The 23,950-nt window shown below is 65.6% G+C and carries 24 protein-coding genes; 17 read left to right on the top strand and 7 right to left on the bottom strand.

Going from position 1 to position 23,950, the window contains the following annotated elements; genetic code table 11:
• Nucleotides 1-9: 9 nt before the first annotated feature.
• Both IP69_RS08560 and IP69_RS08555 read right to left on the bottom strand, forming a co-directional pair.
• On the bottom strand, nucleotides 10-393 hold the full coding sequence (locus IP69_RS08560) for a type II toxin-antitoxin system VapC family toxin (RefSeq protein WP_054142397.1): 384 nt from the start codon (nucleotides 391-393) through the stop codon (nucleotides 10-12).
• Nucleotides 363-632: a type II toxin-antitoxin system Phd/YefM family antitoxin gene (locus IP69_RS08555; protein ID WP_054142421.1), complete on the bottom strand. Its 270-nt coding sequence runs from the start codon at nucleotides 630-632 to the stop codon at nucleotides 363-365. The genes IP69_RS08560 and IP69_RS08555 overlap by 31 nt, the downstream gene beginning before the upstream one ends.
• A gap of 53 nt (nucleotides 633-685) precedes the next feature.
• Between IP69_RS08555 and IP69_RS08550 the strand changes: the two genes are divergently transcribed.
• A complete protein-coding gene (locus IP69_RS08550) occupies nucleotides 686-2,362 on the top strand; it encodes a thiamine pyrophosphate-binding protein (protein ID WP_054142396.1) in 1,677 nt (558 codons plus the stop codon).
• A gap of 106 nt (nucleotides 2,363-2,468) precedes the next feature.
• Nucleotides 2,469-2,987, top strand: coding sequence for a hypothetical protein (locus IP69_RS08545; protein ID WP_156323352.1), 519 nt, complete (start codon nucleotides 2,469-2,471; stop codon nucleotides 2,985-2,987).
• 35 nt (nucleotides 2,988-3,022) lie between these two features.
• Here IP69_RS08545 and tal read toward each other — a convergent pair whose 3' ends face one another.
• Nucleotides 3,023-3,982 (bottom strand): transaldolase, encoded by a 960-nt coding sequence (gene tal, locus IP69_RS08540; RefSeq protein WP_054142394.1) that lies wholly within the window; start codon nucleotides 3,980-3,982, stop codon nucleotides 3,023-3,025.
• A 237-nt stretch (nucleotides 3,983-4,219) separates the two neighbouring features.
• On the opposite strand from tal, the gene IP69_RS08535 reads away from it, so the two are divergent.
• On the top strand, nucleotides 4,220-5,209 hold the full coding sequence (locus IP69_RS08535; RefSeq protein ID WP_054142393.1) for an ABC transporter substrate-binding protein: 990 nt from the start codon (nucleotides 4,220-4,222) through the stop codon (nucleotides 5,207-5,209).
• A complete protein-coding gene (locus IP69_RS08530; protein ID WP_156323351.1) occupies nucleotides 5,206-6,948 on the top strand; it encodes an iron ABC transporter permease in 1,743 nt (580 codons plus the stop codon). The genes IP69_RS08535 and IP69_RS08530 overlap by 4 nt, the downstream gene beginning before the upstream one ends.
• A 16-nt stretch (nucleotides 6,949-6,964) precedes the next feature.
• Here IP69_RS08530 and IP69_RS08525 read toward each other — a convergent pair whose 3' ends face one another.
• Nucleotides 6,965-7,891: a LysR family transcriptional regulator gene (locus IP69_RS08525; RefSeq protein WP_054142419.1), complete on the bottom strand. Its 927-nt coding sequence runs from the start codon at nucleotides 7,889-7,891 to the stop codon at nucleotides 6,965-6,967.
• A 156-nt stretch (nucleotides 7,892-8,047) separates the two neighbouring features.
• Between IP69_RS08525 and IP69_RS08520 the strand changes: the two genes are divergently transcribed.
• The 7 genes from IP69_RS08520 to nudC all read left to right on the top strand — a co-directional run bounded on the left by IP69_RS08520 (nucleotide 8,048) and on the right by nudC (nucleotide 14,127).
• Nucleotides 8,048-9,544 (top strand): CoA-acylating methylmalonate-semialdehyde dehydrogenase, encoded by a 1,497-nt coding sequence (locus IP69_RS08520; protein ID WP_054142392.1) that lies wholly within the window; start codon nucleotides 8,048-8,050, stop codon nucleotides 9,542-9,544.
• A 22-nt stretch (nucleotides 9,545-9,566) separates the two neighbouring features.
• Entirely contained in the window at nucleotides 9,567-10,145 is a 579-nt protein-coding gene (locus tag IP69_RS08515; protein WP_054142391.1) for a hypothetical protein, read from the top strand.
• 97 nt (nucleotides 10,146-10,242) lie between these two features.
• Nucleotides 10,243-10,503, top strand: coding sequence for a hypothetical protein (locus IP69_RS08510; protein WP_054142390.1), 261 nt, complete (start codon nucleotides 10,243-10,245; stop codon nucleotides 10,501-10,503).
• Complete coding sequence (locus tag IP69_RS08505) at nucleotides 10,500-10,907, top strand: type II toxin-antitoxin system VapC family toxin (protein ID WP_054142389.1); 408 nt, start codon at nucleotides 10,500-10,502, stop codon at nucleotides 10,905-10,907. Before IP69_RS08510 ends, IP69_RS08505 begins: the two co-directional genes overlap by 4 nt.
• Before the next feature lie 7 nt (nucleotides 10,908-10,914).
• Entirely contained in the window at nucleotides 10,915-12,069 is a 1,155-nt protein-coding gene (locus IP69_RS08500) for an isobutyryl-CoA dehydrogenase (protein WP_054142388.1), read from the top strand.
• A gap of 109 nt (nucleotides 12,070-12,178) precedes the next feature.
• Nucleotides 12,179-13,066, top strand: coding sequence for a 3-hydroxyisobutyrate dehydrogenase (mmsB, locus tag IP69_RS08495; RefSeq protein ID WP_054142387.1), 888 nt, complete (start codon nucleotides 12,179-12,181; stop codon nucleotides 13,064-13,066).
• Between the two features lie 77 nt (nucleotides 13,067-13,143).
• The gene (gene nudC, locus IP69_RS08490; protein ID WP_054142386.1) at nucleotides 13,144-14,127 is read left to right on the top strand and encodes an NAD(+) diphosphatase; all 984 of its coding nucleotides are present in this window, start codon (nucleotides 13,144-13,146) and stop codon (nucleotides 14,125-14,127) included.
• Between the two features lie 162 nt (nucleotides 14,128-14,289).
• On the opposite strand, the gene IP69_RS08485 is transcribed toward nudC, so the two are convergent.
• The 3 genes from IP69_RS08485 to IP69_RS08475 all read right to left on the bottom strand — a co-directional run bounded on the left by IP69_RS08485 (nucleotide 14,290) and on the right by IP69_RS08475 (nucleotide 16,878).
• Nucleotides 14,290-15,111 carry a MipA/OmpV family protein gene (locus IP69_RS08485; protein ID WP_197279758.1) on the bottom strand — a complete coding sequence of 274 codons (822 nt, stop codon included), beginning with the start codon at nucleotides 15,109-15,111 and terminating at the stop codon, nucleotides 14,290-14,292.
• Nucleotides 15,112-15,275: 164 nt separating this feature from the next.
• Entirely contained in the window at nucleotides 15,276-16,130 is an 855-nt protein-coding gene (locus IP69_RS08480; RefSeq protein WP_054142384.1) for a prephenate dehydratase, read from the bottom strand.
• A 4-nt stretch (nucleotides 16,131-16,134) separates the two neighbouring features.
• Nucleotides 16,135-16,878: a 3-deoxy-manno-octulosonate cytidylyltransferase gene (locus IP69_RS08475; RefSeq protein WP_054142383.1), complete on the bottom strand. Its 744-nt coding sequence runs from the start codon at nucleotides 16,876-16,878 to the stop codon at nucleotides 16,135-16,137.
• Between the two features lie 217 nt (nucleotides 16,879-17,095).
• Here IP69_RS08475 and IP69_RS08470 point away from each other — a divergent pair, with 217 nt between their 5' ends.
• The 6 genes from IP69_RS08470 to IP69_RS08450 all read left to right on the top strand — a co-directional run bounded on the left by IP69_RS08470 (nucleotide 17,096) and on the right by IP69_RS08450 (nucleotide 23,948).
• A complete protein-coding gene (locus tag IP69_RS08470) occupies nucleotides 17,096-17,632 on the top strand; it encodes a c-type cytochrome (RefSeq protein WP_054142418.1) in 537 nt (178 codons plus the stop codon).
• A gap of 219 nt (nucleotides 17,633-17,851) precedes the next feature.
• Nucleotides 17,852-19,720: an extracellular solute-binding protein gene (locus IP69_RS08465; protein ID WP_054142382.1), complete on the top strand. Its 1,869-nt coding sequence runs from the start codon at nucleotides 17,852-17,854 to the stop codon at nucleotides 19,718-19,720.
• 6 nt (nucleotides 19,721-19,726) lie between these two features.
• Nucleotides 19,727-20,821: a microcin C ABC transporter permease YejB gene (locus IP69_RS08460; RefSeq protein WP_054142381.1), complete on the top strand. Its 1,095-nt coding sequence runs from the start codon at nucleotides 19,727-19,729 to the stop codon at nucleotides 20,819-20,821.
• Nucleotide 20,822: 1 nt separating this feature from the next.
• On the top strand, nucleotides 20,823-21,998 hold the full coding sequence (locus IP69_RS08455; RefSeq protein ID WP_054142380.1) for an ABC transporter permease: 1,176 nt from the start codon (nucleotides 20,823-20,825) through the stop codon (nucleotides 21,996-21,998).
• Between the two features lie 46 nt (nucleotides 21,999-22,044).
• Nucleotides 22,045-22,320, top strand: coding sequence for a hypothetical protein (locus tag IP69_RS21795; RefSeq protein ID WP_156323350.1), 276 nt, complete (start codon nucleotides 22,045-22,047; stop codon nucleotides 22,318-22,320).
• Nucleotides 22,317-23,948 (top strand): ABC transporter ATP-binding protein, encoded by a 1,632-nt coding sequence (locus IP69_RS08450; RefSeq protein ID WP_054142379.1) that lies wholly within the window; start codon nucleotides 22,317-22,319, stop codon nucleotides 23,946-23,948. The genes IP69_RS21795 and IP69_RS08450 overlap by 4 nt, the downstream gene beginning before the upstream one ends.
• Nucleotides 23,949-23,950: the final 2 nt, after the last annotated feature.

Below are 23,950 nucleotides of genomic sequence, written 5' to 3'. Positions count from 1 at the left end.
ATGGTGCCCCTACCAGAGGCGCCGGGCGCCGAGCGCGTCGAAGGCGACGTCGGGCGAGACAATCGAAAGGTTCTCGACGATGGCCTGCCCGGCCAGCATGCGGTCGAAGGGATCGCGCGGCTCACCGGGCACAGAACCGCCACGCAGCACATGCTCGTGAAGAAGAGGCAGTATCTCAAAGCCGTCGATCGCACAGTGCTTCGCGAAGCCGGCAACGAGAGCGTGGACCTGAGGCAGTTTGCCAATGCGAAGTTTCGTCGCCAGTTCCATTGCCGTTACGGAACTGACGAAAACGCGCTGATCGTCCTTGATCGCCTGGATTGCCCCGACAGGCAGCCGGCGAGCATCATAGATCCACCAGATCAGCGTCGCGGTGTCGAGAAGAAGTCCCAATCGTCACGCCCTTCCCACAGCCGCAATTCATCCTCGGGCAGCGGATCGAAGATTTCATCTCCGACATCGATCATGCCCTGCATCCGCCCCGGAATCCGCTCAACCCGCTTCGGCTCGATCGGCACCAGCCGCGCAATAGGCTTGTCGCGCCGCGAAATCACGACTTCCCCGCCCTTCTCGACCTCCTCGAGCAGGCGGGAGAGATGGGTCTTGGCTTCATGGACGGTGACGCGCGTCATGGCCGCCTCCTCATTCAACATGACCAACTTAGTCAAGTAACGGAAACGCCGCAATGACGACGACCAAGCGCACCGGCGGGCAGATCCTCGTCGATCAACTCCTGATCCATGGCGCGACCGACGCGTTCTGCGTGCCCGGCGAAAGCTATCTCGCCGTGCTCGACGCGCTGCACGACGCCAAGATGAAGGTCACGATCTGCCGGGCCGAGGGCGGCGCCTGCATGATGGCGGAGGCCGCGGGCAAGCTCACCGGCAAGCCCGGCATCTGCTTCGTCACACGCGGGCCGGGCGCCACCAACGCCTCGCCCGGCGTGCATATCGCCCATCAAGATTCGACGCCGCTGATCCTGTTCGTCGGCCAGATCGAGCGCGGCATGCGCGAGCGCGAGGCCTTCCAGGAACTCGACTACCGCGCCGTCTTCGGCACGATGACGAAATGGGCCACCGAGATCGACGATGCCGCGCGCATCCCCGAGATCATCAGCCGCGCCTTCCATGTCGCGACGTCGGGCCGGCCCGGCCCGGTCGTGATCGCGCTGCCAGAGGATGTCCTGACCGATCTTGCGGATGTCGCCGACGCCGAGCCCTATCAGGTCACCGAGACGCACCCGTCCCTGCTCCAGACCATCGATCTGCAGAAGCGGCTCTGGGCGGCGAAGGCCCCGGTCGCGATCCTGGGCGGCTCGCGCTGGGATCCGCAGGCGATCGCGCGCTTCCAGCGCTTCGCCGAGCGTTTCGACCTGCCAGTCGCGGTCTCCTTCCGCCGGCAGATGCTGTTTCCCGCCGATCATCCCAATTTCGCCGGCGATCTCGGCATCGGCCCCAATCCGAAGCTGCTGAAGCGCATTCAGGACAGCGATCTCGTGCTCCTCGTCGGCGGCAGGCTGTCGGAAATGCCGAGCCAGTCCTACACGCTGTTCGGCATCCCCAATCCGGGCCGGCCGCTGGTGCATGTCCACCCCGATGCCGAGGAACTGGGCCGCGTCTATCGGCCTTCGCTGGCGATCAACGCCTCGCCGACCGCGTTCTGCGCGGCGCTGGAGACCGTGCACCCGCCGCAGGAGATTCCGTGGGCCGGCGCGGCCGCAGAGGCGCACGAAGCCTATCTCGGCTGGAGCGAGCAGCCCGCGCCGGTGGCGGGCACATTCCATCCCGGCGAGATGGTGCGCTGGCTGCGCAACCACCTGCCGGACGACGCGATTCTGTGCAACGGCGCCGGCAATTACGCGACCTGGGTGCATCGCTTCCACCGCTTCACCAAATTCGCGACGCAGCTCGCGCCGACCTCGGGCTCGATGGGTTATGGCGTGCCGGCGGCGATCGGCGCCAAGCGCTTGTTCCCCGAGCGGACGGTCATCGCCTTCGCGGGTGACGGCTGCTTCCTCATGAACGGACAGGATTTTGCCACCGCCGTGCAATATGATCTGCCGGTCGTGGTGATCGTCATCGACAACGGCATGTACGGCACGATCCGCATGCATCAGGAGAAGCATTATCCCGGCCGCGTCTCGGCGACGATGCTGAAGAACCCGGACTTCGCGGCTTATGCCAAGGCCTTCGGCGGCCATGGCGAGCGCGTCGAAAAGACCGAGGAGTTCGGCCCGGCCTTCGAGCGGGCCGTGGCTTCCGGCAAGCCTGCGATCATCCATTGCCTGCTCGATCCCGAGGCGATCACGCCGGCAAAGTCGCTCTCGACGATCCGGGCGGAGGCACTGGCGGCGAAGGGCTGAGCACTTTTTTCGCGCCGTCGAAAAATTTTAACCGCGTCGGTGAACCCGCACTGAACCTTTTGCGACCATTCCTCGTTGATCCGCCGGTTGGCAGAGGATGACGGCGATGGCGATGCGGCAGATGACGATGGTGGGGCTGGTGGCGGCGCTCGCGCTTGCGGGTGCGCCCGGCGCACAGGCGGCGAATTTGTTCGACGATCTGGCGCGCACGTTGTTTGGCGGCGGCCAGCGCCTGCGAGCGACGCCGATCTATGAATATGACGTGCCTGCCCCCGTGCAGGCACCGATCACACGCCAGCGCATGCCCGAGGTGTCCTCGAAGCCCAAGCCGCCGGTGGTCCAGCTCGACCCTGCGACCGATGCCGACTGGTATCTGAAGGATCCGACGCTGCGGCGCGGCGACATCGTCGTCACGGCCTCAGGCGTCATGGTCTTCCAGGGCGGTCGCGGGCGGGAGGAGAACCGGCGGGCCGAATTCAGCGCCCTGGGCGGCGGCAAGGATGCCAAGGGTTGGAAGCACCAGCTGGAGATGGCCGCAGCCGGCGGCCGCAGCTTCTTCGATCAGGCCTCCGCGCTCCCTAAGCGCACCATCACGGTCCAGGCGGAAGCAGCGCCCAAGCGCTGATACCGGATCGTCCGGTCAAGCCGCGCCTGAACCGGTCAGACGAACCGGGCGGCGACCAGCTTGCGCAGGGCGTTGAGGTCCTTGACGAAGCCGCGGATGCCCTCGGCGAGTTTTTCCGTGCCCATCGCGTCTTCGTTCATGGCGAAGCGGAAGGCTTTTTCGTCCAGCGTCAGTTTCGCGGGCGCCTCGCCGGCTGATTCAGGCTTCAGCTTGCGGGGCAGATCACCCGTGGAGCCCGCAAGCTCGTCGAGGAGGCTCGGCCCGATGGTGAGACGGTCACAGCCGGCCAGCGCCTCGATCTCGCCGGTGTTGCGGAAGGAAGCGCCCATCACCACCGTCTTGATGCCATGTGTCTTGTAATAGGCGTAGATCGTGCGCACCGAGACGACGCCGGGATCGGTCTCGGGGGTGTAGGGACCGCCACCGGCCTTGACATGCCAATCGAGGATGCGGCCGACGAAGGGCGAAATCAGAAACGCATTCGCCTCGGCGCAGGCGACGGCCTGCGGCAGCGAAAACAAGAGCGTCAGGTTGCAGTCGATGCCCTCGGCCTGGAGCACCTTGGCGGCCTGGATGCCCTCCCAGGTCGAGGCGATCTTCACGAGGATGCGGTCCTTCTCGATGCCGCGCTCCTTGTAGGCGGCGATGAGGGTGCGTGCCTTGCCGATCGTGGCCTGCGTGTCGAAGGACAGATCGGCATCGACCTCGGTCGAAACCCGGCCGGGCACGATTTTGGTGAGTTCGGCGCCGAAGGTGACGGCGAGACGGTCGCAGACCGCATGGACGGTGTCATGATCGCCAGCGCCGGCCTTCTTGCCCCAGGCGATCGCCTCATCGACCAGGCTGGCATAGGCCGGGTTCTCCACGGCCTTGAGAATCAGCGTCGGGTTGGTCGTGCAATCGACAGGCTTGAGACGCCGGACCGCTTCGATGTCGCCGGTGTCGGCGACCACCGTGGTCATCGTGCGGAGCTGGTCGAGCTTGGAGGCGGTCATGGCAGTCCTGTCGCGAGCGGGTAGGCGATGAGAAGGAAACGTGGTGCGCCCGGCCGACAGGGTCAAGCCGCCGTGAGGCAGATCGGCCTTGCGGTCGCGATCACCATCGGCCCGGATGCTGTCGTCGTCATGACATCGACGGCCTGATCGACCATGACGCCGGCTTCATGGATATGTCATATGCGGGGGCTACCGCCAGCGCAGACCCGGACCGGGACGTCCGCACAGGAGAGCACCATGCGTTTCAAGGCGTCGTTTTCAGCCATCGCCCTCGGCCTCGTCGCCGGACTGCTGCCGGCCGGCCTGGCGCAGGCCGCGGAGGGCAAACTCGTCCTCTATACGAGCCAACCCAACACCGACGCACAGCAGACGATCGATGCGTTCAAGGCAAAGTACCCCAAGGTCGAGATCAGCTTCGTGCGCGACGGAACGCCGCGCGTGATGGCCAAGCTGCGCGCCGAATTCGAAGCCGGCGCGCCGCAGCCCGATCTGCTGCTGATCGCCGATGCCGTGACGATGGAAGGGCTGAAGAAGGAGGACCGGCTGCTGGCGCATGACAAGGCCCCGGTCTCAGCCTATCCGGCCGGCATCCACGACCCGGCCAAGTTCTGGTTCGCGACCAAGCTGATCACCACCGGCATCGTCTACAACACCAAGGCCGCGATGAAGCCGACGAGCTGGCTCGATCTGACCAAGCCCGAGGTCAAGAACCTGCTGGCGATGCCGAGCCCGCTGAACTCCGGCGCCGCGATGATCCACACCATCACGCTGAGCAGCAACCTGCCGACCGGCTGGGCCTTCTACGAGGCGCTGAAGGCCAATGGCGCGCTCGCCGCCGGCTCCAATGGCGACATCCTGCGCCAGGTCGCCACCGGCGAGAAGCTCTACGGCATGATCGTCGATTTCATGCCGATCCGCGAAAAGGCCAAGGGCGCGCCTGTCGAGTTCGTCTTCCCGAGCGAGGGCGTCTCGGCCGTCAGCGAGCCGGTCGCGATCCTGAAGACCAGCAAGAACCCGGAAGCCGCCAAGGCCTTCGTCGACTTCCTGCTCTCCAAGGACGGCCAGGAGCTGGCGCTCAAGCAGGGCTATGTCGCAGCCCATCCCGAGGTCGCCCTGCCCGCCGGCTACCCCGCCCGCACCGCGATCAAGCTGATGCCGTTCGACGCCGCCAAGGCGCTGGCGGACGAGGCCGCATCGCGCAAGCGCTTCACCACGATCTTCGAGTGACACTGGCGGCCCGGACGGGTTGGCAAGAACCCAGGCCGCGCCTTTGGCGCGGCCTGAACCTGCCGGCGGGCCTCGGCCTGCCGGTGCTGGTGACGATCTGCGCGATCCTGTTCGGCGGCCTGCCGTTTCTGCGCCTGGCTGCGGCCGCCTTCGCGCCGGGCTGGCAGTTTGCACCCGACGCGGCGCTGGCCGAGATCGGCAGCCGGGCGGCTGTCACCGCGACGCTGCACACGCTCGAGACCGCCGCGCTGTCAGCACTGGGCGCACTGCTGATCGGCGGCACGGCCGCGATCCTGCTCGGCGTCACCGATGTGCGCGGCAAGCGGCCGATCGCATTCGCGCTCGTCTTCTCCATGATGATCGCGCCGCAGGTCGCGGCGCTGGCGTTTTTGAGCCTGTTTGCGCCCCATTCGCCGATCCTCTCGCTGCTCGGCCTGTCGCCGGCGCCCGGAACGCCCAATCCGCTGCTGGGGCGCGGGGGCATCGCGCTGGTGATGGCGCTGCATCACGCGCCGCTGGTGGCAATCACGCTCTGGACCGGCCTGCGCAGCGTGCCGCATTCGCTGATCGAAGCCGCGCAGATGGAGGGCGCGGGGCCGCGCAGCATCGTTGCCCGCATCCTGCTGCCCGTGCTGCGGCCGCAGATCATCGCAGCCTCGCTGCTCGCCTTCGTCGCGGGCGTCGGAAATTTCGGGATTCCGGCGCTGCTCGGCCTGCCGGTGAACTATCTGACCCTGCCGACGCTGATCTACCGCCGGCTGTCGAGCTTCGGACCAGCCGGACTCCCCGATGCCGCGGCACTGTCGATCCTCGTGGCGCTCGTGGCGGGACTTGGCATCGCAGCCGGGATGCTGGCGACGCGGCGAGCGGGCGGCAAGGTCGAGATTGAGCGGCCGCTTCAGCCGTTCTGGGAGCTCGGACGGGCGCGGCCCTTGGTCACGGGCGGTCTTGTTCTTCTGTTGCTGATCAAGCTCGGCCTGCCCTTCCTCGCCTTGCTCGGCGAGGCGCTGACTCCGGCGCTCGGCGTCGCACTGAACTGGCAAAGCCTGACCTTCGACAAATTCGCCGAGGTTCTGCTGCGCCAGGATGTGACGATCCGGGCCTTCCGCAACTCCTTCCTGTTCGCCGGCAGCGCCGCGCTGATCCTGGCTCTGCTCTCGATCGCCTTCGCCTATGCGCTGGAACGGCGGATGGGGCGGTTGCGACGCGTCGTCGAGGTGGTCATCGAACTGCCCTATGCCTTGCCGGGCGTCGTGCTGGCGATCGCCTGCATCCTCATGTTCCTGAAACCGCTGCCGCTGCTGGGCATCAGCATCTACGCCACGCCCTTCATCATCCTGTTCGCCTATCTCGCGCGGTTCCTGCCGCTGGCGTTGAAGGCGCCCGTCGCCGCGATGGCGCAGATCGAGGCGCATCACGAGGAGGCGGCGAAGCTCGACGGCGTGACGCTCTGGCAGATGCTGCGTTTCATCGTGGCGCCGATTCTGGCGCCGGCCGCGACGGTGAGCGCGCTGATGGTCTTCCTTGTCGCGTTCAACGAGTTGACCGTCTCGGCGCTGCTCTGGTCGTCGGGCACCGAGACGCTCGGCGTCGTGCTGTTCTCGCTGAAGGAAGCCGGGCTTGCGGGCGAGGCAGCGGCGGTCGCCATCAGCGCGTCAGCTGTGATTCTGATCGCCATGCTGGCGCTAGACAGGCTGGCACGGCGGCTGCCGCCCAACGTCCTGCCCTGGCGAATCTGAGCGTCTCGCGGACGGGCTAGTTGGCCTCGCTGGCCCCTACCCGGCTTTCACCCATCAGCAGGGCACGGCTGGCTTTCGCTTCGCGCACGACGAAATCGACGATGGCGCGGACGCGGGCGACGTCCTTCAGATCGGCATGGACCAGCAACCAGAACGAGCGCGTGATCGAGACGCTCTCGGGCAGGACCGGGACAAGGCGTGGCTCGCCTTGCGCCATGAAATGGTGGATCACGCCGATGCCAGCGCCGCCGACGACTGCGTTCATCTGCGCCAGGACGCTCGAACTCTGCACCTGGGCGCGCAGGCCCTTGGCGACCTCGTCGAGATAGTCGAGCTCAGGCGTGAAGATCAGGTCGTCGATATAGCCGACGATGCGGTGGGCGAAGAGATCCTCCGGCTTTTCGACCTTCGGCATCGCGTCGAGATAGGCCTGCGTCGCGTAGAGACCGAGCCGATAGTCCGAGAGCTTCCGGGCAACGACCTTGCCCTCCTTGGGCGGGGCGAGCGTGATCGCGACATCGGCCTCGCGCTTCGACAGCGAGAGCAGGCGCGGCATGGCAATAAGCTGGATCTCGAGGCCGGGATAGGCGCTGCCGAGACTGGCCAATCGCGGCGCGAGGAAAACGGTACCGAAGCCGTCGGGCGCGCCGATCCTGACCGTGCCGGCCAGCGCCATGTCGGCGCCGCCAATGTCACTCTGGATGGCGAGTGCGTCGGTTTCCATGCTCTCGGCCCGGGCCAGCAGCCGCTCGCCATGGGCGGTCAGCGTGTAGCCCTGCGGCCGGCGTTCGAACAGCTTGGCCTTGAGCGATTCTTCCAGCGAGGTGATGCGCCGAGAGACGGTGGCATGATCGGCACCTAGACGTCGCGCGGCAGCCGTCAGCCGGCCCGAGCGTGCGACCGCCAGGAAGAACCGGAGATCGTCCCAGTCGAACCGCTCCACCGCCACCGCCCCTCCTGCTTTCGTTCGCCGCTGCTTGCGTCGAACGATATTTGCTTTTTCGCACGGCGCCCAACCCAAGGTCGCTATAGCCGTGCGCAAACGAGAATGGTAGGGGAGAGGCAGGTTTCGAGACATCACCATTCGTAGGAGAGCGCGATGCGTCAGGTTGGGCATTTCATCGGCGGCAAGCACGTCGCCGGCACGTCTGGTCGCACCGCTGACATCTACCAGCCGATGGATGGCACGATCATCGGCAAGGTCGCGCTCGCCTCTCCGGCCGAGATGCGCGCCGCCGTCGAGAACGCCGCCGAGGCGCAGCCGAAATGGGCCGCCGTCAACCCGCAACGCCGCGCGCGCGTGCTGATGAAATTCCTCGACCTGATCGCGCAGAACAATGACGAACTCGCCGAACTCCTCGCCCGCGAGCACGGCAAGACCATTCCCGACGCCAAGGGCGACATCCAGCGCGGGGTCGAGGTGGTCGAATTCTCGCTCGGCGTGCCGAACCTGATGAAGGGCGAGTTCACCGACGGCGCCGGCCCGGGCATCGACATCTATTCGCTGCGCCAGGCACTCGGCGTCGTCGCCGGCATCACGCCGTTCAACTTTCCGGCGATGATCCCGCTCTGGAAGCTCGGCCCCGCGATCGCCTGCGGCAACGCCTTCATCCTGAAGCCCTCCGAGCGCGACCCGGGCGTGCCGATGCGGCTGGCCGAGCTCTTCATCGAGGCGGGCGGGCCTCCCGGCATCCTCAACGTCGTCAATGGCGACAAGGAAGCCGTCGACGCCATTCTGGACGATCCCGACATCAAGGCGATCGGCTTCGTCGGCTCGACCCCGATCGCCGAGTACATCTACGCCCGGGGCTGCGCCAATGGGAAGCGCGTGCAGTGCTTCGGCGGCGCCAAGAACCACATGGTGATCATGCCCGACGCCGACATGGACCAGGCGGTCGATGCGCTGATCGGTGCCGGCTACGGCTCGGCGGGCGAGCGCTGCATGGCGATCTCGGTCGCGGTCCCCGTCGGCAAGGCCACCGCCGACGAGTTGGTCAAGCGCCTGATTCCCCGCGTCGAGGCCCTGAAGATCGGCCCCTCGACCGACGCCAGCGCCGATTACGGCCCGGTCGTCACCAAGCAGGCTGAAGAGAAAATCCGCTCCTATATCGAGGTCGGCGTCCAGGAAGGCGCCTCGCTCGTCGTCGACGGGCGCGACTTCAAGATGCAGGGCTACGAGAACGGCTTTTATGTCGGCGGCTGCCTGTTCGACAACGTCACCAAGGACATGCGCATCTACAAGGAGGAGATCTTCGGGCCGGTCCTCTCCGTCGTTCGCGCAGAGACCTATGACGAGGCGCTTAAACTCACCAACGACCATGAATACGGCAACGGCACCGCGATCTTCACCCGCGACGGCGATGCGGCGCGCGACTTCGCCTCGAAGGTTCAGGTCGGCATGGTCGGCATCAATGTGCCGATCCCCGTGCCGCTGGCCTATTACACCTTCGGCGGCTGGAAGCGCTCCTCCTTCGGCGATCTCAACCAGCATGGCCCCGACTCGATCCGGTTCTATACCAAGACCAAGACGGTGACGGCGCGCTGGCCGAGCGGTATCAAGGACGGAGCGAGCTTCGTCATCCCGACGATGAGCTGAGGCCAAGGGCGGCGGGGATGGCATGAAGCGGGCGCTGCGCATCATCGCCTCCTCGCTCGGCCTTTTCTGTGCCGCGATGACTGCCGGGGCACAGGTGACCGTGTCGCCGGACCGGATCGTGATGGAGCCCGGGTCGCCGCAACTCTCCACGTCGGCCAGCGACGCGATCTGCGACGCCGAGCCCGACGAAGAGCTGGTGCTCGATGAAGATCAGCAGGCCCATTGCCGGGTGTTTCGGCAAAGCCGGATCGAGGAGACGCGCCGTCTCAATCGCGAGCGCGTTCGGCAGGTGATCGAGGAAAACCGGCAGCGGCGGGCGCTCGAAGCGAGCCTGCCGCCGCCACCGCCGCCGCCGGTGACCGTCGAGACCTTCACCAATGCCGGCGGCCTGTCCTATGGCGATGTCGTCGTGACCGATCGCGGTCCGCTGGTCTTCGTTGGAAAGCCCTTCGAGGCCGCGACACCGGAGGATTTCGTCGCAATCGATTCGCCGCGCTCGCCGCACAGGGCGCGCGCCACCCAGTTCGACGGAGCCTTCCCGGAACGCCGGAAGGCGCCAGCGGCACCGATCACGCCCGGCCGTCGGGAGCGGCAGCCCTAACTTCATTGCATTCGCCGAAGGATTTTCGACCCAAACCTGCTCTATTGAGGCCAGCCCACAGCAATGCTATCATAATTGATATCAAGAGGATTTTCCGATGAGCAACCTTCTGATCCGCGATGTCGAGGATGCGGTCCTTCAGCGCCTGAGGACCAAGGCCGAAATCAACGGAACCTCGCTGCAGCATGAAGCCAGCTTGGCGCTCAGCCGCGGCGTTCCGCTGACAGGTGCCGAACGAAAGGCCCTGTTCGAAAAATTCGAGCGGGAGCATGGCTTCGCGAAGGTTGCGGCGTCGGGCGCCGATATCGTCCGTGACGTCCGGGACGAGATGGCATCCGTCGGTGGCGAACACTCGTGATCATCGATACCAGTGTCCTCTTCGATGCGGTGGTCGATGGAACACGCAGCAGCGCGTCACGCTCGTTGTTGTTCGCGACGGAGCATATCAGTTCGCCCGACATCATTCGCGTCGAGATGGCCGGCGCGCTGACGAAGGCCGTTCGACGACGGGATTTGTCCGAGACATATGCACGCGCGGCCTACGAACTGGCCGAGCGGTCGCTGCCGAAAATCGAGAACAGTGCCCCCTTGATGCCCAGGGCCTTCCAGCTTTCTCTGGAGCTTTCGCATCCATGCTCCGACTGCGTTTTCCTTGCCCTCGCCGAAAGCCGGGACACCCTGTTGGCAACGAGTGACGCGCGCTTTGCACATAAGCTCGCTGGCACCGGCTACGCCCGCCTGATCCATCTGATCGAGCCCTGAGGTCCCCATGACCGCCTTCTCCCTCTCCGAAGACCAGCTTGCGATCCAGGACATGGCGCTGGGCTTTGCCACGGACACGCTAGCGCCCAACGCCATGCGCTGGGACGAGGAGAAGCATTTCCCGGTCGAGGAGATGCGTCAGGCGGCCGCGCTGGGCATGGGCGGCATCTACATCGCCGAGGATGTCGGCGGCTCGGGGCTCTCGCGGCTGGACGCCGCGCTGATCTTCGAGGCGCTCTCGACCGGCTGCCCGACGGTGGCCGCCTATATCTCGATCCACAACATGTGCGCCTGGATGATCGACCGCTATGGTGACGAGGCGCAGCGCCAGGCCTTCCTGCCGAAGCTCTGCACGATGGAGCATCTGGCAAGCTATTGCCTGACTGAGCCCGGCGCGGGCTCGGACGCCGCCGCGCTGAAGACGAAGGCGGTGCTGGACGGCGACCATTACGTGCTCGACGGCCAGAAGCAGTTCATTTCCGGCGCCGGCGTTTCCGACATCTATGTCGTGATGGTGCGCACCGGCGAGGCCGGGCCTTCCGGCATCTCGACGCTGGTGGTCGAGAAGGGCACGCCAGGCCTCTCCTTCGGCGCCAATGAGAAGAAGATGGGCTGGAACGCCCAGCCGACGGCCGCCGTGATCTTCGAGAACTGCCGCGTGCCGGTCGCCAACAGGCTCGGGCCCGAGGGCATCGGCTTCAAGATCGCCATGGCGGGGCTCGATGGCGGGCGGCTGAATATCGGCGCCTGCTCGCTGGGCGGCGCGCAAGGCGCGCTCGACAAGGCGATCGCCTATGCGCAGGAGCGCAAGGCGTTTGGCTCGCGCATCGCGGATTTCCAGGCACTGCAGTTCACGCTGGCCGACATGGCAACCGGACTGGAGGCGGCCCGCAGCCTGTTGTGGCGGGCGGCGGCTTCGCTCGACGCCAAGGCGCCCGATGCGACAAAGCTCTGCGCCATGGCCAAGCGTGTCGCGACAGACACCGGATTCGAGGTCGCCAACCAGGCGCTGCAGATTCATGGTGGCTATGGCTATCTGGCCGAATACGGCATCGAGAAGATCGTCCGCGATCTCCGCGTCCACCAGATTCTCGAGGGCACCAACGAGGTGATGCGGATGATCGTGGCGCGCGGGCTGGTCGGCCGGGCGAAGGGGAATTGAGATTCGGCGTCACTCTCGGGCGACGCGAAGCGCAGACCCGAGAATCTCTGGCAGGAGATGGTCGGCTCAAGGCCGACCATGACGTAGCAACCAACGGAAGGACACCACCATGACCAGCATCGCCTTTATCGGACTCGGCAATATGGGCGCCCCCATGGCCGGCAATCTCGTCAAGGCCGGGCATGGGGTCCGCGCCTTCGATCTCGTCCAGGCCTCGACGGATGCGGCGGCCGCGCTTGGCGTCGGCATCGCGGGCTCGGCGAAGGAGGCCGTGGCGGAGGCCGATATCGTCGTCACCATGCTGCCGGCCGGCAAGCATGTGATGTCGGTCTGGACCGACATCCTGCCGCAGGTGAAAAAGGGTGCGCTGCTGATCGACTGCTCGACCATCGATGTCGAGAGAGCCCGCAAGGCGCATGTCATGGCGGCGGACCATGGCTGCCTGTCGCTCGACGCGCCGGTCTCGGGCGGCACCGGCGGCGCAAGGGGCCGTACGCTGACCTTCATGGTTGGCGGCTCGGACGAGGCGTTTGCCTTGGGCGAGCCGGTGCTGAAGGCGATGGGGCGGCGCATCGTGCATTGCGGCGCAGCCGGCAACGGCCAGGCGGCCAAGATCTGCAACAACATGATCCTCGGCATCTCGATGATCGGCGTGTCGGAGGCCTTCGTGCTGGCCGAGAAGCTCGGCCTGTCGCACCAGGCCCTGTTCGACGTGGCCTCGACCTCGTCGGGCCAGTGCTGGTCGCTGACGACCTATTGCCCGGTGCCGGGCCCGGTGCCGACCTCGCCGGCCAACAACGACTACAAGCCCGGCTTCGCCTCGGCACTGATGCTGAAGGATCTCAAGCTCTCGCAGGAAGCGGCCCAGGCGAACGGCGCCTCGACACCGCTGGGAGCCGCCGCGACGCAACTCTACGGGCTTCACAATGCCTGGGGCGAAGGCGGCGCGGATTTTTCCGCGATCGTGCATTTGTTGCGCGGCCGAAATGCCGGCTGAGCGTTGGGTGTGCGGAAGCGGCCAGCGATGCGAAGCGTGCTTGCAAGACGGCGCCGCCGGGGGGTAGGACGGTCGGTATGAACGACGCCTCCCGACCTCGCGAACGCTCGGCCCTGACGGGCTTTGCCATCAACAAGCTCGACCGCCGCGAGGACCTGCGCGACAAGGCCGATGCCATTGCCGCACTGCGCCATCGCTCGGATACGCGGATCGCCGTCGTCGCTGGCGAAACACCGGTCCTGAAGCGGCTCGATGGCGAGGCTCTGTCGGTCTGGTTCAGCCATGGCGAGACGCAGCTTCTCGGCGAAGGGCTGGAAGAGGTCTTTCTCGGCCTTGCTCCCGACGGCGCCCCGCGCTTCGCTCGGCTGATCGACCGCGCGCTGATCGAGCCGCTGCGGGAACGACCGGAGCTGTTCGTCACCGATCTGCGGTCAGTGGCGCTGAAGCGGCTCGTACCCGAAGACGAACTCGGGCCGCTTGGCCAGGGCAAGGCGCTGCTCGACTGGCATGCGCGCCATCGCTTCTGCGCCCAGTGCGGCGGGCCGACAATAGCCGGTGCGGCGGGCATGAAACGCGAATGCAGCGCCTGTGGCGCGCAGCATTTCCCGCGCACCGACCCGGTGGTGATCATGCTGGTCACGCGTGGCGAGACCTGCCTACTGGCGCGGCAGGCGCGATTTGCTCCCGGCATGTATTCCTGCATCGCCGGTTTCATCGAGCCGGGCGAGACCTTCGAGAATGCGGTGCGCCGCGAAAGCTGGGAAGAGGCCGGCCTGCGGATCGGCACCGTGCGCTACATGGCCTCGCAGCCCTGGCCGTTCCCGTCCTCGCTGATGATCGGCTGTATCGCGGAAGCGCTCAATGACGAGATCGTGCTCGACATGACCGAACTCGAAGCCGGGCGCTGGTTCACCCGCGACGAGGCGCTCGCGATGCTGGAGGGGACCCACCCCGAGAGCCTGACCAGCCCGCAGCACCTGGCGATTGCGCACACGCTGCTGAGGGCCTGGGCGGTGGAGGGCGAGCGCGCCGAAGGCAAAGCGATGACGTCGCCCCCCTGATCCCCGACGCTGCCTCGATGTTTGCCCGGTACCGCGCAGACCGACGTTCGAGACGATAGCGGGTGGGCGGTCGATGGCCCGGTCGCGATAAAACAAAAATCGGCCCGGGAGCGACTTTCGGTCAGCTCCCGGGCCCGATCAAATGCTCACTTATCGGGGCGCTTACTGACCCCAGGCGAAGGTGTAGCTTGCCCCGACGCCGACCGTGAACTGGTTGCGGTCACCGAGACGAACGATCGGCGAATCGTCGGCGGAGCCGATCAGGCGGTCATATTTGACGAAGGTCCGCGTCGTCCAAGCCGGCGACCAGCGATAGGCGAGCGCAGCCGCGGCGCCGACGGACCGCAATCCGCCCTTGGCGCGATACGGCGTCAGCGTCCCGTTGAGGGCCGCCTCGCCAGGCGAGACGCCGAAGTTCCGGTCCATGTAGGAGCCATTGGCTACTGACAGGCGCGGTCCGCCCGACAGCGTGAAGGCGCCGAAGCGCTCGACCCAGTCTATCGATGCATCGGCGACCACACCGCGATGGCCATGGAAGCCCTGACGAACCTCAAGGCGCGTGCGCAACCGATCCAGGATCGGCCAGAACTCGACGAAGGCACCGCCCTCGATCGTCCAGGGCACATCCCGCAGGCCGAAGAGACGCCTGTCGTCGCCGAAATAGCGGCCGCTCTTGAACGCGCCGACAGGGCCGACGCTGAACACGCTGGTCTTGTAGAGTGCAAGACCGAAGCCGTCATCGGGCGCGCTGAACGATGGCGGGTCGCCCGCGCGTCGCCAGCTCAATGACGGCGCACCGGAAAAACCCATCTTGTCCGAGCCGATATAGCGGGGGCCGAACTTGCCGTTGGCACCGATCGTCACGGTCCAGCCCGAGGCCGGCTTCTCGGCGAAGACAGGGACCACTGCGTCGGCAGCCGCGGCACCACCCGTCATGACAAGCAAGCCGGCCCAGACGCCCAACGGCACTTTCGAATACGACAAATCATCCACTCCCGATCGCTGCATCGCAGCAATGACATGATTGGCAGTGAACGCCACTGTGGCACTTTGGTTGCGGCGATGCCGATCGCAAATGGCGGCACGGATGCAACAGCGGACAGAGACCGCCCCGGCTACGACCTGCGAATGCCAAACGTTGGCAGCCGCTATTCGGCGATGTCGGCCAGCGTCGAACGAAACGCGTGCGCCGGATAAACGCCAAGGATCTTCACCTCCTTGGAAAAGAAGGCGAGTTCGTCAAGCGCGCGTCGCAGCGCAGGATCGTCGGGGTGCCCCTCGACATCGGCATAAAACATCGTCGCCGAGAAGTGGCCGTCGACCATGTAGCTCTCGAGCTTGGTCATGTTGACGCCGTTGGTGGCAAAGCCCCCCATCGCCTTGTAGAGCGCGGCGGGCAGGTTGCGGACCTGGAAGATCAGCGTCGTCACGGTCGAGGCCGCGCCCTGGCGCACGAACTCCGGATATTTCGACAGAATGACGAAGCGCGTTGTGTTGTGCTTCTCATCCTCGATGTCCTCCATCAGGATATCAAGGCCGTAGACTTCGGCCGCGATGCGCGGAGCAATGGCTGCGCGGGTGAGGTCGGCTGCTTCCGAAACCTGGCGGGCGGAGCCGGCCGTGTCGGCGGCGACCTCGGCCTTGAGGCCAAGCTTGCGGATGATCTTGCGGCACTGGCCGAGCGCATGGATATGGCTTTGCACCCGCGTCAGCGTCGCCAGCGTCGCGCCCCTCACCGCCATCAAATGGAAGCGGATCGGCAGGAAATGCTCGCCGATGATGTGCAAGCCCGAGCGCGGCAGCAGATGGTGGATATCGGCGACGCGCCCGGCGATCGAGTTGTCGATCGGGATCATGCCATAGCGGGCCGTGCCGTCCGAGACGGCCGCGAGTGCATCCTCGAAGGTTGAGCAGGGCAGCAGTTCGCAATCCGGGAAGACCTGCAGGGCAGCCTGAGACGAGAAGGCGCCGGGTTCGCCCTGGTAGGAGACGATGACGGACATGAGTTCAGGCTCCGGCTTTGTCTTTGAGGATCGCGCGGGCGCGATCGAGATCGGGGGGCGTGTCGACGCCACGGGGCACGTGATCGATGATCATCGCATCGATGCGCATGCCGGCCTCCAACGCTCGCAGTTGCTCCAGGCTCTCGCGTTTTTCGAGAAGCGACTGCGGCAGGCTGACGAAACGGTCCAGCGCGGCACGGCGATAGGCGTAGATGCCGACATGATGATAGAGCGGGCCCTCACCGTATGGCGCGGTCGCGCGCGTGAAATACAGCGCCCGAAGGCGGCCCGGGGAGACATGGCTGCCGACCATCTTGACCACGCTGGAGGCCGTCTTTTCTTCCTCGTCGTCAATCACCCCGACCAGCGTCGCAATATCGACCGCGCGATCGGCAAGCGGCGTAATGGCCGCCGCGATCGCCACGGGCTCCAGCGTCGGGAAATCGCCTTGGACGTTGACGATGACGTTATGGTTCCCGTCCGGATCGAGCAGATCGGCGGCCTCCTTGATGCGATCGGAGCCGGAGGGGTGGTCCTCTCGTGTGAGCACGGCGATGCCTCCTGCGGCTTCGACAACCTCACAGATCTCGGCGGAATCGGTTGCCACCGCCACGGGGCCGATGCCGGCAGCGACCGCGCGCCGCCAGACACGAACGATCATCGGTTCGCCATGGATGTCGGCCAGCGGCTTACCCGGCAGGCGCGTCGCCTTCATGCGGGCGGGTATCAGGATCAGCGGGTCTGACATCGGTGGGGGCGAACTCATGGTGGGGGTCTGCAGGCGTTGCGCCAGGCGCAGAGCGTGCTTGCAAGCGTCAAAAAGTCTCAAAGCGGCGCGTGCTTATACGAGTTGCAATGCAGCGCGCAAAGCGGTTAAGCAACGCTCGCATGGCGGGCTCGCGAGGTCGCCTCACGCTGTCTTGCTTCCTGCACGATCCGTGTGGGCGGCCGAGGGTTCGGATACGATGAATATCGAAACCAACAAGATCGCCGGTGCGGCTCTCTCGACGCTTCTGGTGGTGATGGGGCTGAACATGATGGCCGGCATCGTGTTCGCACCGCAAAAGCCTGCCGTTCCCGGCTTCGACCTGCCAAGCGACGAGCCGGTCGCAGCCGCGGCCGCTGCTCCTGCCGCCGAGGAGCCTATCGCGGTGCGTCTCGCCGCCGCCGATGCTGCCCGTGGCGAAAAGGCCGTCGGCGCCTGCAAGGCATGCCATGCGTTTGAAAAGGGCGGCGCCAACAAGATCGGCCCGCACCTCTACGACGTCTATGCCCGCCCAAAGGGCGCTGTTGAGGGCTTCGCCTATTCGGCTGCGATGAAGGCCAAATCGGGAGAAGCCTGGGAAGCCGCGCAACTCGATGGTTTCCTGAAGAACCCCAAGGCCTACATGCCCGGCACGAGCATGGCTTATGCAGGCATCGGCCGCCCCGACACGCGCGCCGACGTCGTCGCCTATCTCAACAAGCTCGCCGACGCTCCCAAGCCGCTGCCGGCACCCTGAGCCGGGCTCCCGCGGCAACGCTGGTACCGTATGAGGCCGGGCCCTGCGCCCGGCTTTCACTTTTTCGGGGTCGCGCTTTCGCTTCTTGGGTTGCGCTTGCGCCCGCCATGGTGTTGCCGCCACGATGGCGTCGAGTGTCAGGGTTGCGCGCCCTCACAGGGCGGGCGAGATGAACCGGGCGAATCGCGAGAGGCCCGATCGACGAGGAGACGCGACACGATGACGATTCGCATCACCCGCCGCCGGATCCTGGAGGCCGGCGCGCTTGCGGCGTCCGGAGCGATGCTGCCGGGGTTGGACGGGCGCGCTTTGGCGCAAGGAGCGGAGGTCCACGGCCTCTCGACCTTCGGCGAACTGGGGCTGCCGGCAGACTTCCCGCATTTCCCTTATGTGAATCCCAAAGCCCCCAAGGGCGGGACACTGACGATCCAGATCAAGCGCAGCAGCGGCAACCAGAGCTTCGACACCTTCAACACGCTCAACATCTTCGTCCTGCAGGGTGACGGCGCGGCGGGCATGGATTCCTGCTTCGACAGCCTGATGGCGGGTTCGGGAGACGAGCCCGGCACGCTTTACGGGCTCCTGGCGAAAAGTGTCGCGGTCTCGGCGGACAAGCTGACCTTTCGCTTCCGGCTGAGGCCGGAAGCGCGTTTCCATGATGGCAGCCGGGTGACCGCCTCCGACGTCGCCTTCAGCATGAACCTGCTCAAGACCAAGGGGCACCCCTCCTACCGGCTGATGCTGAACGAGTTGGTCTCGGCTATCGCCGAGAGCGACGATATCTTCGTCGCGCAGCTTTCGCCCCGGCGCAGCCGCGACCTGCATCTGATCGTCGCCGGCCTGCCGGTGTTCTCCGAGAAATTCTGGTCGACCCGGAGTTTCGAGGCGTCCACACTGGAGCCGCCGCTCGGCTCGGGCGCCTACAAGGTCGGTCGTTTCGAGCAGGGACGCTTCATTGAGTTCGAACGCGTCGTCGACTACTGGGGCAAGGATCTGCCCGTCAACATCGGCACCAACAATTTCGACCGGGTGCGCTGGGAGTATTTCCGCGACCGGCAGGTGGCGTTCGAGGCGTTCAAGAGCGGCGTCATCACCTTCCAGGAGGAGTTCACCTCGCGCATCTGGGCGACCGGCTATGATTTTCCGGCGATCCACGAGGGCAAGGTCAAGAAGGAGGGCCTGCCGAAGACGGACCCGACAGGCTCTCAGGGCTGGATCTTCAACCTGCGCCGCGAGAAATTCGGCGATCCGCTTATCCGTGAGGCGCTGGGCCTGTGCTTCGATTTCGAATGGACGAACCGGAACATCATGTTCTCGTCCTTCTCGCGCATGACCTCCTATTTCGAGAATTCGGACTCCAAGGCCATCGGCCTGCCCTCGCCCGAGGAACTCAAGCTGCTCGAGCCGTTCCGCGGCCAGGTGCCCGACGAGGTCTTCGGCGAGCCCTTCCTGCCGCCGGTCTCCGACGGATCGGGCAGCGATCGGACGCTTCTGCGCCGGGCCGACGAGATGTTCCGCGCGGCCGGCTGCAAGCGCGACGGCGCTGTTCTCAAACTGCCCAACGGCCAGCCCTTCGAGATCGAGTTCCTCGATTCGCAAGGCGCGTTGCAGCCGCATACGCAGCCCTTCCAGGCCAATCTCAAACGGCTCGGCATCACCGCGACCTCGCGCATCGTCGACGGCGCGCAGTATCAGCGCCGGCTCGACGAGTTCGATTTCGATATCATCAGCCGGGCGCTGGGCGGCAGCGCGATCCCCAGCGACAGCTTGCGGATCGTCTATGGTTCTGAAGCTGCCAAGACGCGCGGCTCGCGCAATGTCGGCGGCGTCTCAAGCCCCGCCATCGACGCCATGATCGAGCGGATTGGCCAGGCCGATAGCTATGCGGAGGTCGTCATCGCGGCGAAATGCCTCGACCGCGTGCTGCGGGCCGGACGCTACTGGATTCCGATGTGGTGGAACCCGACCGAATGGCTGGCCTATTGGGACATGTTCGACCGGCCGCAGACCAAGCCGAAATTCGGTTCCGGCGCGCCATCGATCTGGTGGTATGATGCCGAGAAGGCGAAGCGGATCGGGAAAGCGTAAAGTGGCATGCTGAGCTATATCGCGCGCCGCATCGCCCTGATGGTGCCGACGCTGTTCGGCATCCTGCTGATCTCCTTCGTGATCGTGCAGTTCGCACCCGGCGGGCCGGTCGAACGGGTGATCTCGCAGCTCCAGAACCCCAATAGCGGCGGCGCGGCCGATCGCGTCGGCGGAAGCTCGGCCGGCGATTCCGGCGCGCAATCGGGCGGAGACGCCTCCTCCTATCGCGGCGCCCAGGGGCTCGACCCGGCCTTCATCAAGGAACTGGAAAAGCAGTTCGGCTTCGACAAGCCGGCGCATGAGCGCTTCGGCAAAATGCTCTGGGATTATATCCGCTTCGATTTCGGCCGCAGCTATTTCCGCGATGCACCCGTCCTGCAGTTGATCAAGGAGAAGCTGCCGGTCTCGATCTCGCTCGGCCTGTGGATGACGCTGCTCTCCTACGCGATCTCGATCCCGCTCGGCATCCGCAAGGCGGTCAAGGACGGCTCGCGCTTCGACACCTGGACCAGCGCCGTCGTGATCGTCGGTTATGCCATCCCGGGCTTCCTCTTCGCGATCCTGCTGATCGTGCTGTTTGCCGGCGGCTCGTTCTGGCAGATCTTCCCGCTGCGGGGGCTCTACTCCGACAATTTCTCGGAGCTGAGCGTCTTCGGAAAGATCGCCGATTATCTCTGGCACATCGCCCTGCCCGTCACCGCGATGGCATTGGGCGCGTTCGCGACATCGACGCTTCTGACGAAGAACTCGTTTCTCGATGAGATCCGCAAGCAGTACGTGCTGACCGCGCGGATGAAGGGCCTGTCCGAGCGCGGCGTGCTTTACGGCCACGTCTTCCGCAACGCCATGCTGATCGTCATCGCGGGCTTTCCGGGTGCCTTCGTCGGCGCACTGTTTGCCGGTTCGCTTCTGATCGAGACGATCTTCTCGCTCGACGGGCTGGGCCTGTTGTCCTTCGAAGCGATCGTCAACCGGGACTATCCGGTGGTCTTCGCCAATCTCTACATCTTCTCGCTGATCGGCCTCGTCGTGCACCTCCTCACCGACCTGACCTATACCTGGGTCGACCCCCGCATCGATTTCGAGACGCGGGAGACATAAGATGTCCGATACGCTGACCGCTCCCCCGCCAGCCGCCCTGCGCGGCGAGGCCCCGCTCGCACCGGCTCAAGCCAACCAGGGCTGGCTCAAGCTCTCGCCGATCAACCGGCGCAGGCTCGACAACTTCAAGGCCAACAAGCGAGGCTGGTGGTCGCTTTGGATCTTCCTGATCCTGTTCGTACTGTCGCTCTTCGCCGAGTTCCTGGCCAACGACCGTCCGTTGATCGTGCGCTACAAGGGCGAGTGGCTGTTCCCGATCGTGGTGAACTATCCGGAGGAGAAATTCGGCGGCTTCCTCGCCACGACCGACTATCGCGACCCGGTCATCGCCACGGAAATCAACGAGAACGGCTTCGCCGTCTGGCCGCCGATCCGCTACAGCTACCGCACGCATAATCTCGATCTACCGGTGCCGGCACCGGCCCCGCCGACCTGGATGCTCAAGGACGAGCAGTGCCTCGCGATCGCGCAGCGAAGCGGCGGCACGGGCTGCCGCGACCTCGAATGGAACTGGCTCGGCACCGACGACCAGGGCCGCGACGTGGTGGCGCGGCTGATCTACGGCTTCCGCATCTCGATCCTGTTCGGGCTGATCCTGTGCGGCATCTCCTCGGTCATCGGCATCGCGGCCGGCGCCATTCAGGGTTATTTCGGTGGCTGGACCGACCTCATTTTCCAGCGCGTCATCGAGATCTGGACCTCGATCCCGGCGCTGTATCTGCTGATCATCGTCGCGGCGATCATCACCCCGAGCTTCTTCGTGCTGCTCGGCATCCTCCTGCTGTTCTCCTGGGTCGCGCTGGTGGGCGTGGTGCGGGCGGAATTCCTGCGGGCGCGCAATTTCGAATATGTCCGGGCGGCGCGGGCGCTGGGGCTGTCTGATGCCTCGATCATGGTCAAGCATCTCCTGCCCAATGCGATGGTGGCGACGCTGACCTTCCTGCCCTTCATCCTGAACGGCTCGATCACGACGCTCACCTCGCTCGACTTTCTCGGCTTCGGGCTGCCACCCGGCTCGCCCTCGCTGGGAGAGCTTCTGGCGCAGGGTAAATCCAACTTGCAGGCGCCCTGGCTCGGCCTCTCGGGCTTCGTCGTGATCGCGCTGATGCTGTCGCTGCTGATCTTCATCGGCGAGGCGGTGCGAGATGCGTTTGACCCGCGGAAGACGTTTGCGTGAGGCAGCACCAAACCAATACAATCAAAAATTGTATTGGGAGGCCGCAATGACCGAAGAATCCGCGATCCATCCGGTTGCAATCGTAGAAGACCGCTATGGCGGCTGTTATTCCAAAGGCGCCTGGCTTGCTGTCAATGGAGCGGACACGCTTGAGAACGGCTGCTATCGCGTTATACGCACTCTCGAACAAGGGCCTCATGGCGATGACTGCGACGCGCAGGAATTCTGGCGTGATCCACCGCACTGGATCGCGTCGGGTGCAACGCCCGATCAAGCTCTAGCTAACCTGATGGCCAAGTTGGCATCAAAGGCACGAATTTGACTCCCCTGCCCCTCCTTTCCGTCCGCGACCTCTCCGTCGCCTTTCGCCAGGGCGGCCGCGAGACGCTGGCCGTCGACCGCGTCTCCTTCGACCTCGCCAAGGGTGAGACGCTGGCGATCGTCGGCGAATCCGGCTCGGGCAAATCGGTCTCGGCGCTCTCGATCCTCAAGCTGCTGAACTACCCTTCCGCCTATCACCCCTCCGGACAAGTCCTGTTCAACGGTCAGGATCTGATCGCGGCTGACGAGGATGCGCTGCGCAAGGTGCGCGGCAATGACATCACCATGGTGTTCCAGGAGCCGATGACCTCGCTCAACCCGCTGCACACGATCGCGCGGCAGATCGGAGAGATCCTCGAGCTGCACAAGGGCCTGCGTGGCGACAAGGCGCGAGCCCGCACTCTCGAACTTCTGGCGCTGGTCGGCATCCGCGATGCGGAAAGCCGGCTCGACGCCTATCCGCACCAGCTTTCGGGCGGGCAGCGCCAGCGCGTGATGATCGCGATGGCGCTCGCCAATGAGCCGCATCTGCTCATCGCCGACGAGCCGACGACGGCGCTCGACGTGACCGTGCAGGCACAGATCCTGAAGCTGCTGAAGGAGCTTCAGGGCCGGCTCGGCATGGCGATGCTGTTCATCACCCATGATCTCGGCATCGTGCGGCGCATCGCGGACCGGGTCTGCGTGATGCTGAAGGGCCAGATCGTCGAACAGGGGCCGGTTGCCGAGATCTTCGGCAACCCGCAGCATGCCTATACGCAGCGCCTGCTCGCCGCCGAGCCCAAGGGCCGCCCGGCCCCCGTGCCGGCCAACGCCGCGACGCTGGTCGAGGCCGGGCCGATCAAGGTCTGGTTCCCGATCAAGACCGGCTTCCTGCGCAAGACGACCGGCCATGTGAAGGCGGTCGATGGCATTTCCGTGAGCGTTCGCGCCGGCGAGACGCTGGGCGTCGTCGGCGAATCCGGCTCGGGCAAGACGACTCTGGGGCTTGCCATCCTGCGGCTGATTTCGTCAGAGGGGCCGATCGTCTTTCTGGGCGACCGCATCGACGGGCTGTCGAGCGCGCAGGTGCGCCCGAAGCGCAAGGATTTGCAGGTCGTGTTCCAGGACCCTTACGGCTCGCTGTCGCCACGCATGTCGGTGGCCGAGATCGTCGCCGAGGGGCTGACCGTCCAGGCCAGCCAGCAGAGCTACGGCCAACGCCGCGAGGTCGTGGCGCAGGCGTTGAGCGATGTCGGGCTCGATCCCTCCGCCATGGACCGCTACCCGCACGAGTTCTCCGGTGGGCAGCGCCAGCGCATCGCGATCGCGCGCGCCATGGTTCTCGATCCGAAATTCGTCGTGCTGGACGAGCCGACCTCGGCGCTCGATATGTCCGTCCAGGTCCAGATTGTCGAATTGCTGCGCGATCTGCAGGCGCGGCGCGGGCTGGGCTATCTCTTCATCAGCCATGATCTCAAGGTCGTGCGCGCGATGGCCCATCGCGTCCTGGTGATGCAGAACGGCAAGGTCGTGGAGGAAGGGCCCGCCGAGGCGATCTTCTCCACGCCGCGCGAGCCCTATACGCAGGCGCTGCTGGCGGCGGCGCTCAATCTCGAACCGACGGCTGCCATCGCGGCGCGGGACTGAGC

This window comes from Allobosea sp. AAP35 (genome assembly GCF_001295925.1).
Lineage (GTDB): Bacteria > Pseudomonadota > Alphaproteobacteria > Rhizobiales > Beijerinckiaceae > Allobosea.
The sequence above is the reverse complement of the archived record's forward strand: the minus strand, read 5'-3'. Positions and strand labels throughout refer to the sequence as shown.

Coding starts and splice junctions, on each gene's coding strand:
- IP69_RS08555 (WP_054142421.1), bottom strand. CDS start 632: ATGACGCGCGTCACCGTCCATGAAGCCAAGACCCATCTCTCCCGCCTG.
- IP69_RS08550 (WP_054142396.1), top strand. CDS start 686: ATGACGACGACCAAGCGCACCGGCGGGCAGATCCTCGTCGATCAACTC.
- IP69_RS08545 (WP_156323352.1), top strand. CDS start 2,469: ATGGCGATGCGGCAGATGACGATGGTGGGGCTGGTGGCGGCGCTCGCG.
- tal (WP_054142394.1), bottom strand. CDS start 3,982: ATGACCGCCTCCAAGCTCGACCAGCTCCGCACGATGACCACGGTGGTC.
- IP69_RS08535 (WP_054142393.1), top strand. CDS start 4,220: ATGCGTTTCAAGGCGTCGTTTTCAGCCATCGCCCTCGGCCTCGTCGCC.
- IP69_RS08520 (WP_054142392.1), top strand. CDS start 8,048: ATGCGTCAGGTTGGGCATTTCATCGGCGGCAAGCACGTCGCCGGCACG.
- IP69_RS08515 (WP_054142391.1), top strand. CDS start 9,567: ATGAAGCGGGCGCTGCGCATCATCGCCTCCTCGCTCGGCCTTTTCTGT.
- IP69_RS08510 (WP_054142390.1), top strand. CDS start 10,243: ATGAGCAACCTTCTGATCCGCGATGTCGAGGATGCGGTCCTTCAGCGC.
- IP69_RS08500 (WP_054142388.1), top strand. CDS start 10,915: ATGACCGCCTTCTCCCTCTCCGAAGACCAGCTTGCGATCCAGGACATG.
- mmsB (WP_054142387.1), top strand. CDS start 12,179: ATGACCAGCATCGCCTTTATCGGACTCGGCAATATGGGCGCCCCCATG.
- nudC (WP_054142386.1), top strand. CDS start 13,144: ATGAACGACGCCTCCCGACCTCGCGAACGCTCGGCCCTGACGGGCTTT.
- IP69_RS08480 (WP_054142384.1), bottom strand. CDS start 16,130: ATGTCCGTCATCGTCTCCTACCAGGGCGAACCCGGCGCCTTCTCGTCT.
- IP69_RS08475 (WP_054142383.1), bottom strand. CDS start 16,878: ATGTCAGACCCGCTGATCCTGATACCCGCCCGCATGAAGGCGACGCGC.
- IP69_RS08470 (WP_054142418.1), top strand. CDS start 17,096: ATGAATATCGAAACCAACAAGATCGCCGGTGCGGCTCTCTCGACGCTT.
- IP69_RS08465 (WP_054142382.1), top strand. CDS start 17,852: ATGACGATTCGCATCACCCGCCGCCGGATCCTGGAGGCCGGCGCGCTT.
- IP69_RS08460 (WP_054142381.1), top strand. CDS start 19,727: ATGCTGAGCTATATCGCGCGCCGCATCGCCCTGATGGTGCCGACGCTG.
- IP69_RS08455 (WP_054142380.1), top strand. CDS start 20,823: ATGTCCGATACGCTGACCGCTCCCCCGCCAGCCGCCCTGCGCGGCGAG.
- IP69_RS21795 (WP_156323350.1), top strand. CDS start 22,045: ATGACCGAAGAATCCGCGATCCATCCGGTTGCAATCGTAGAAGACCGC.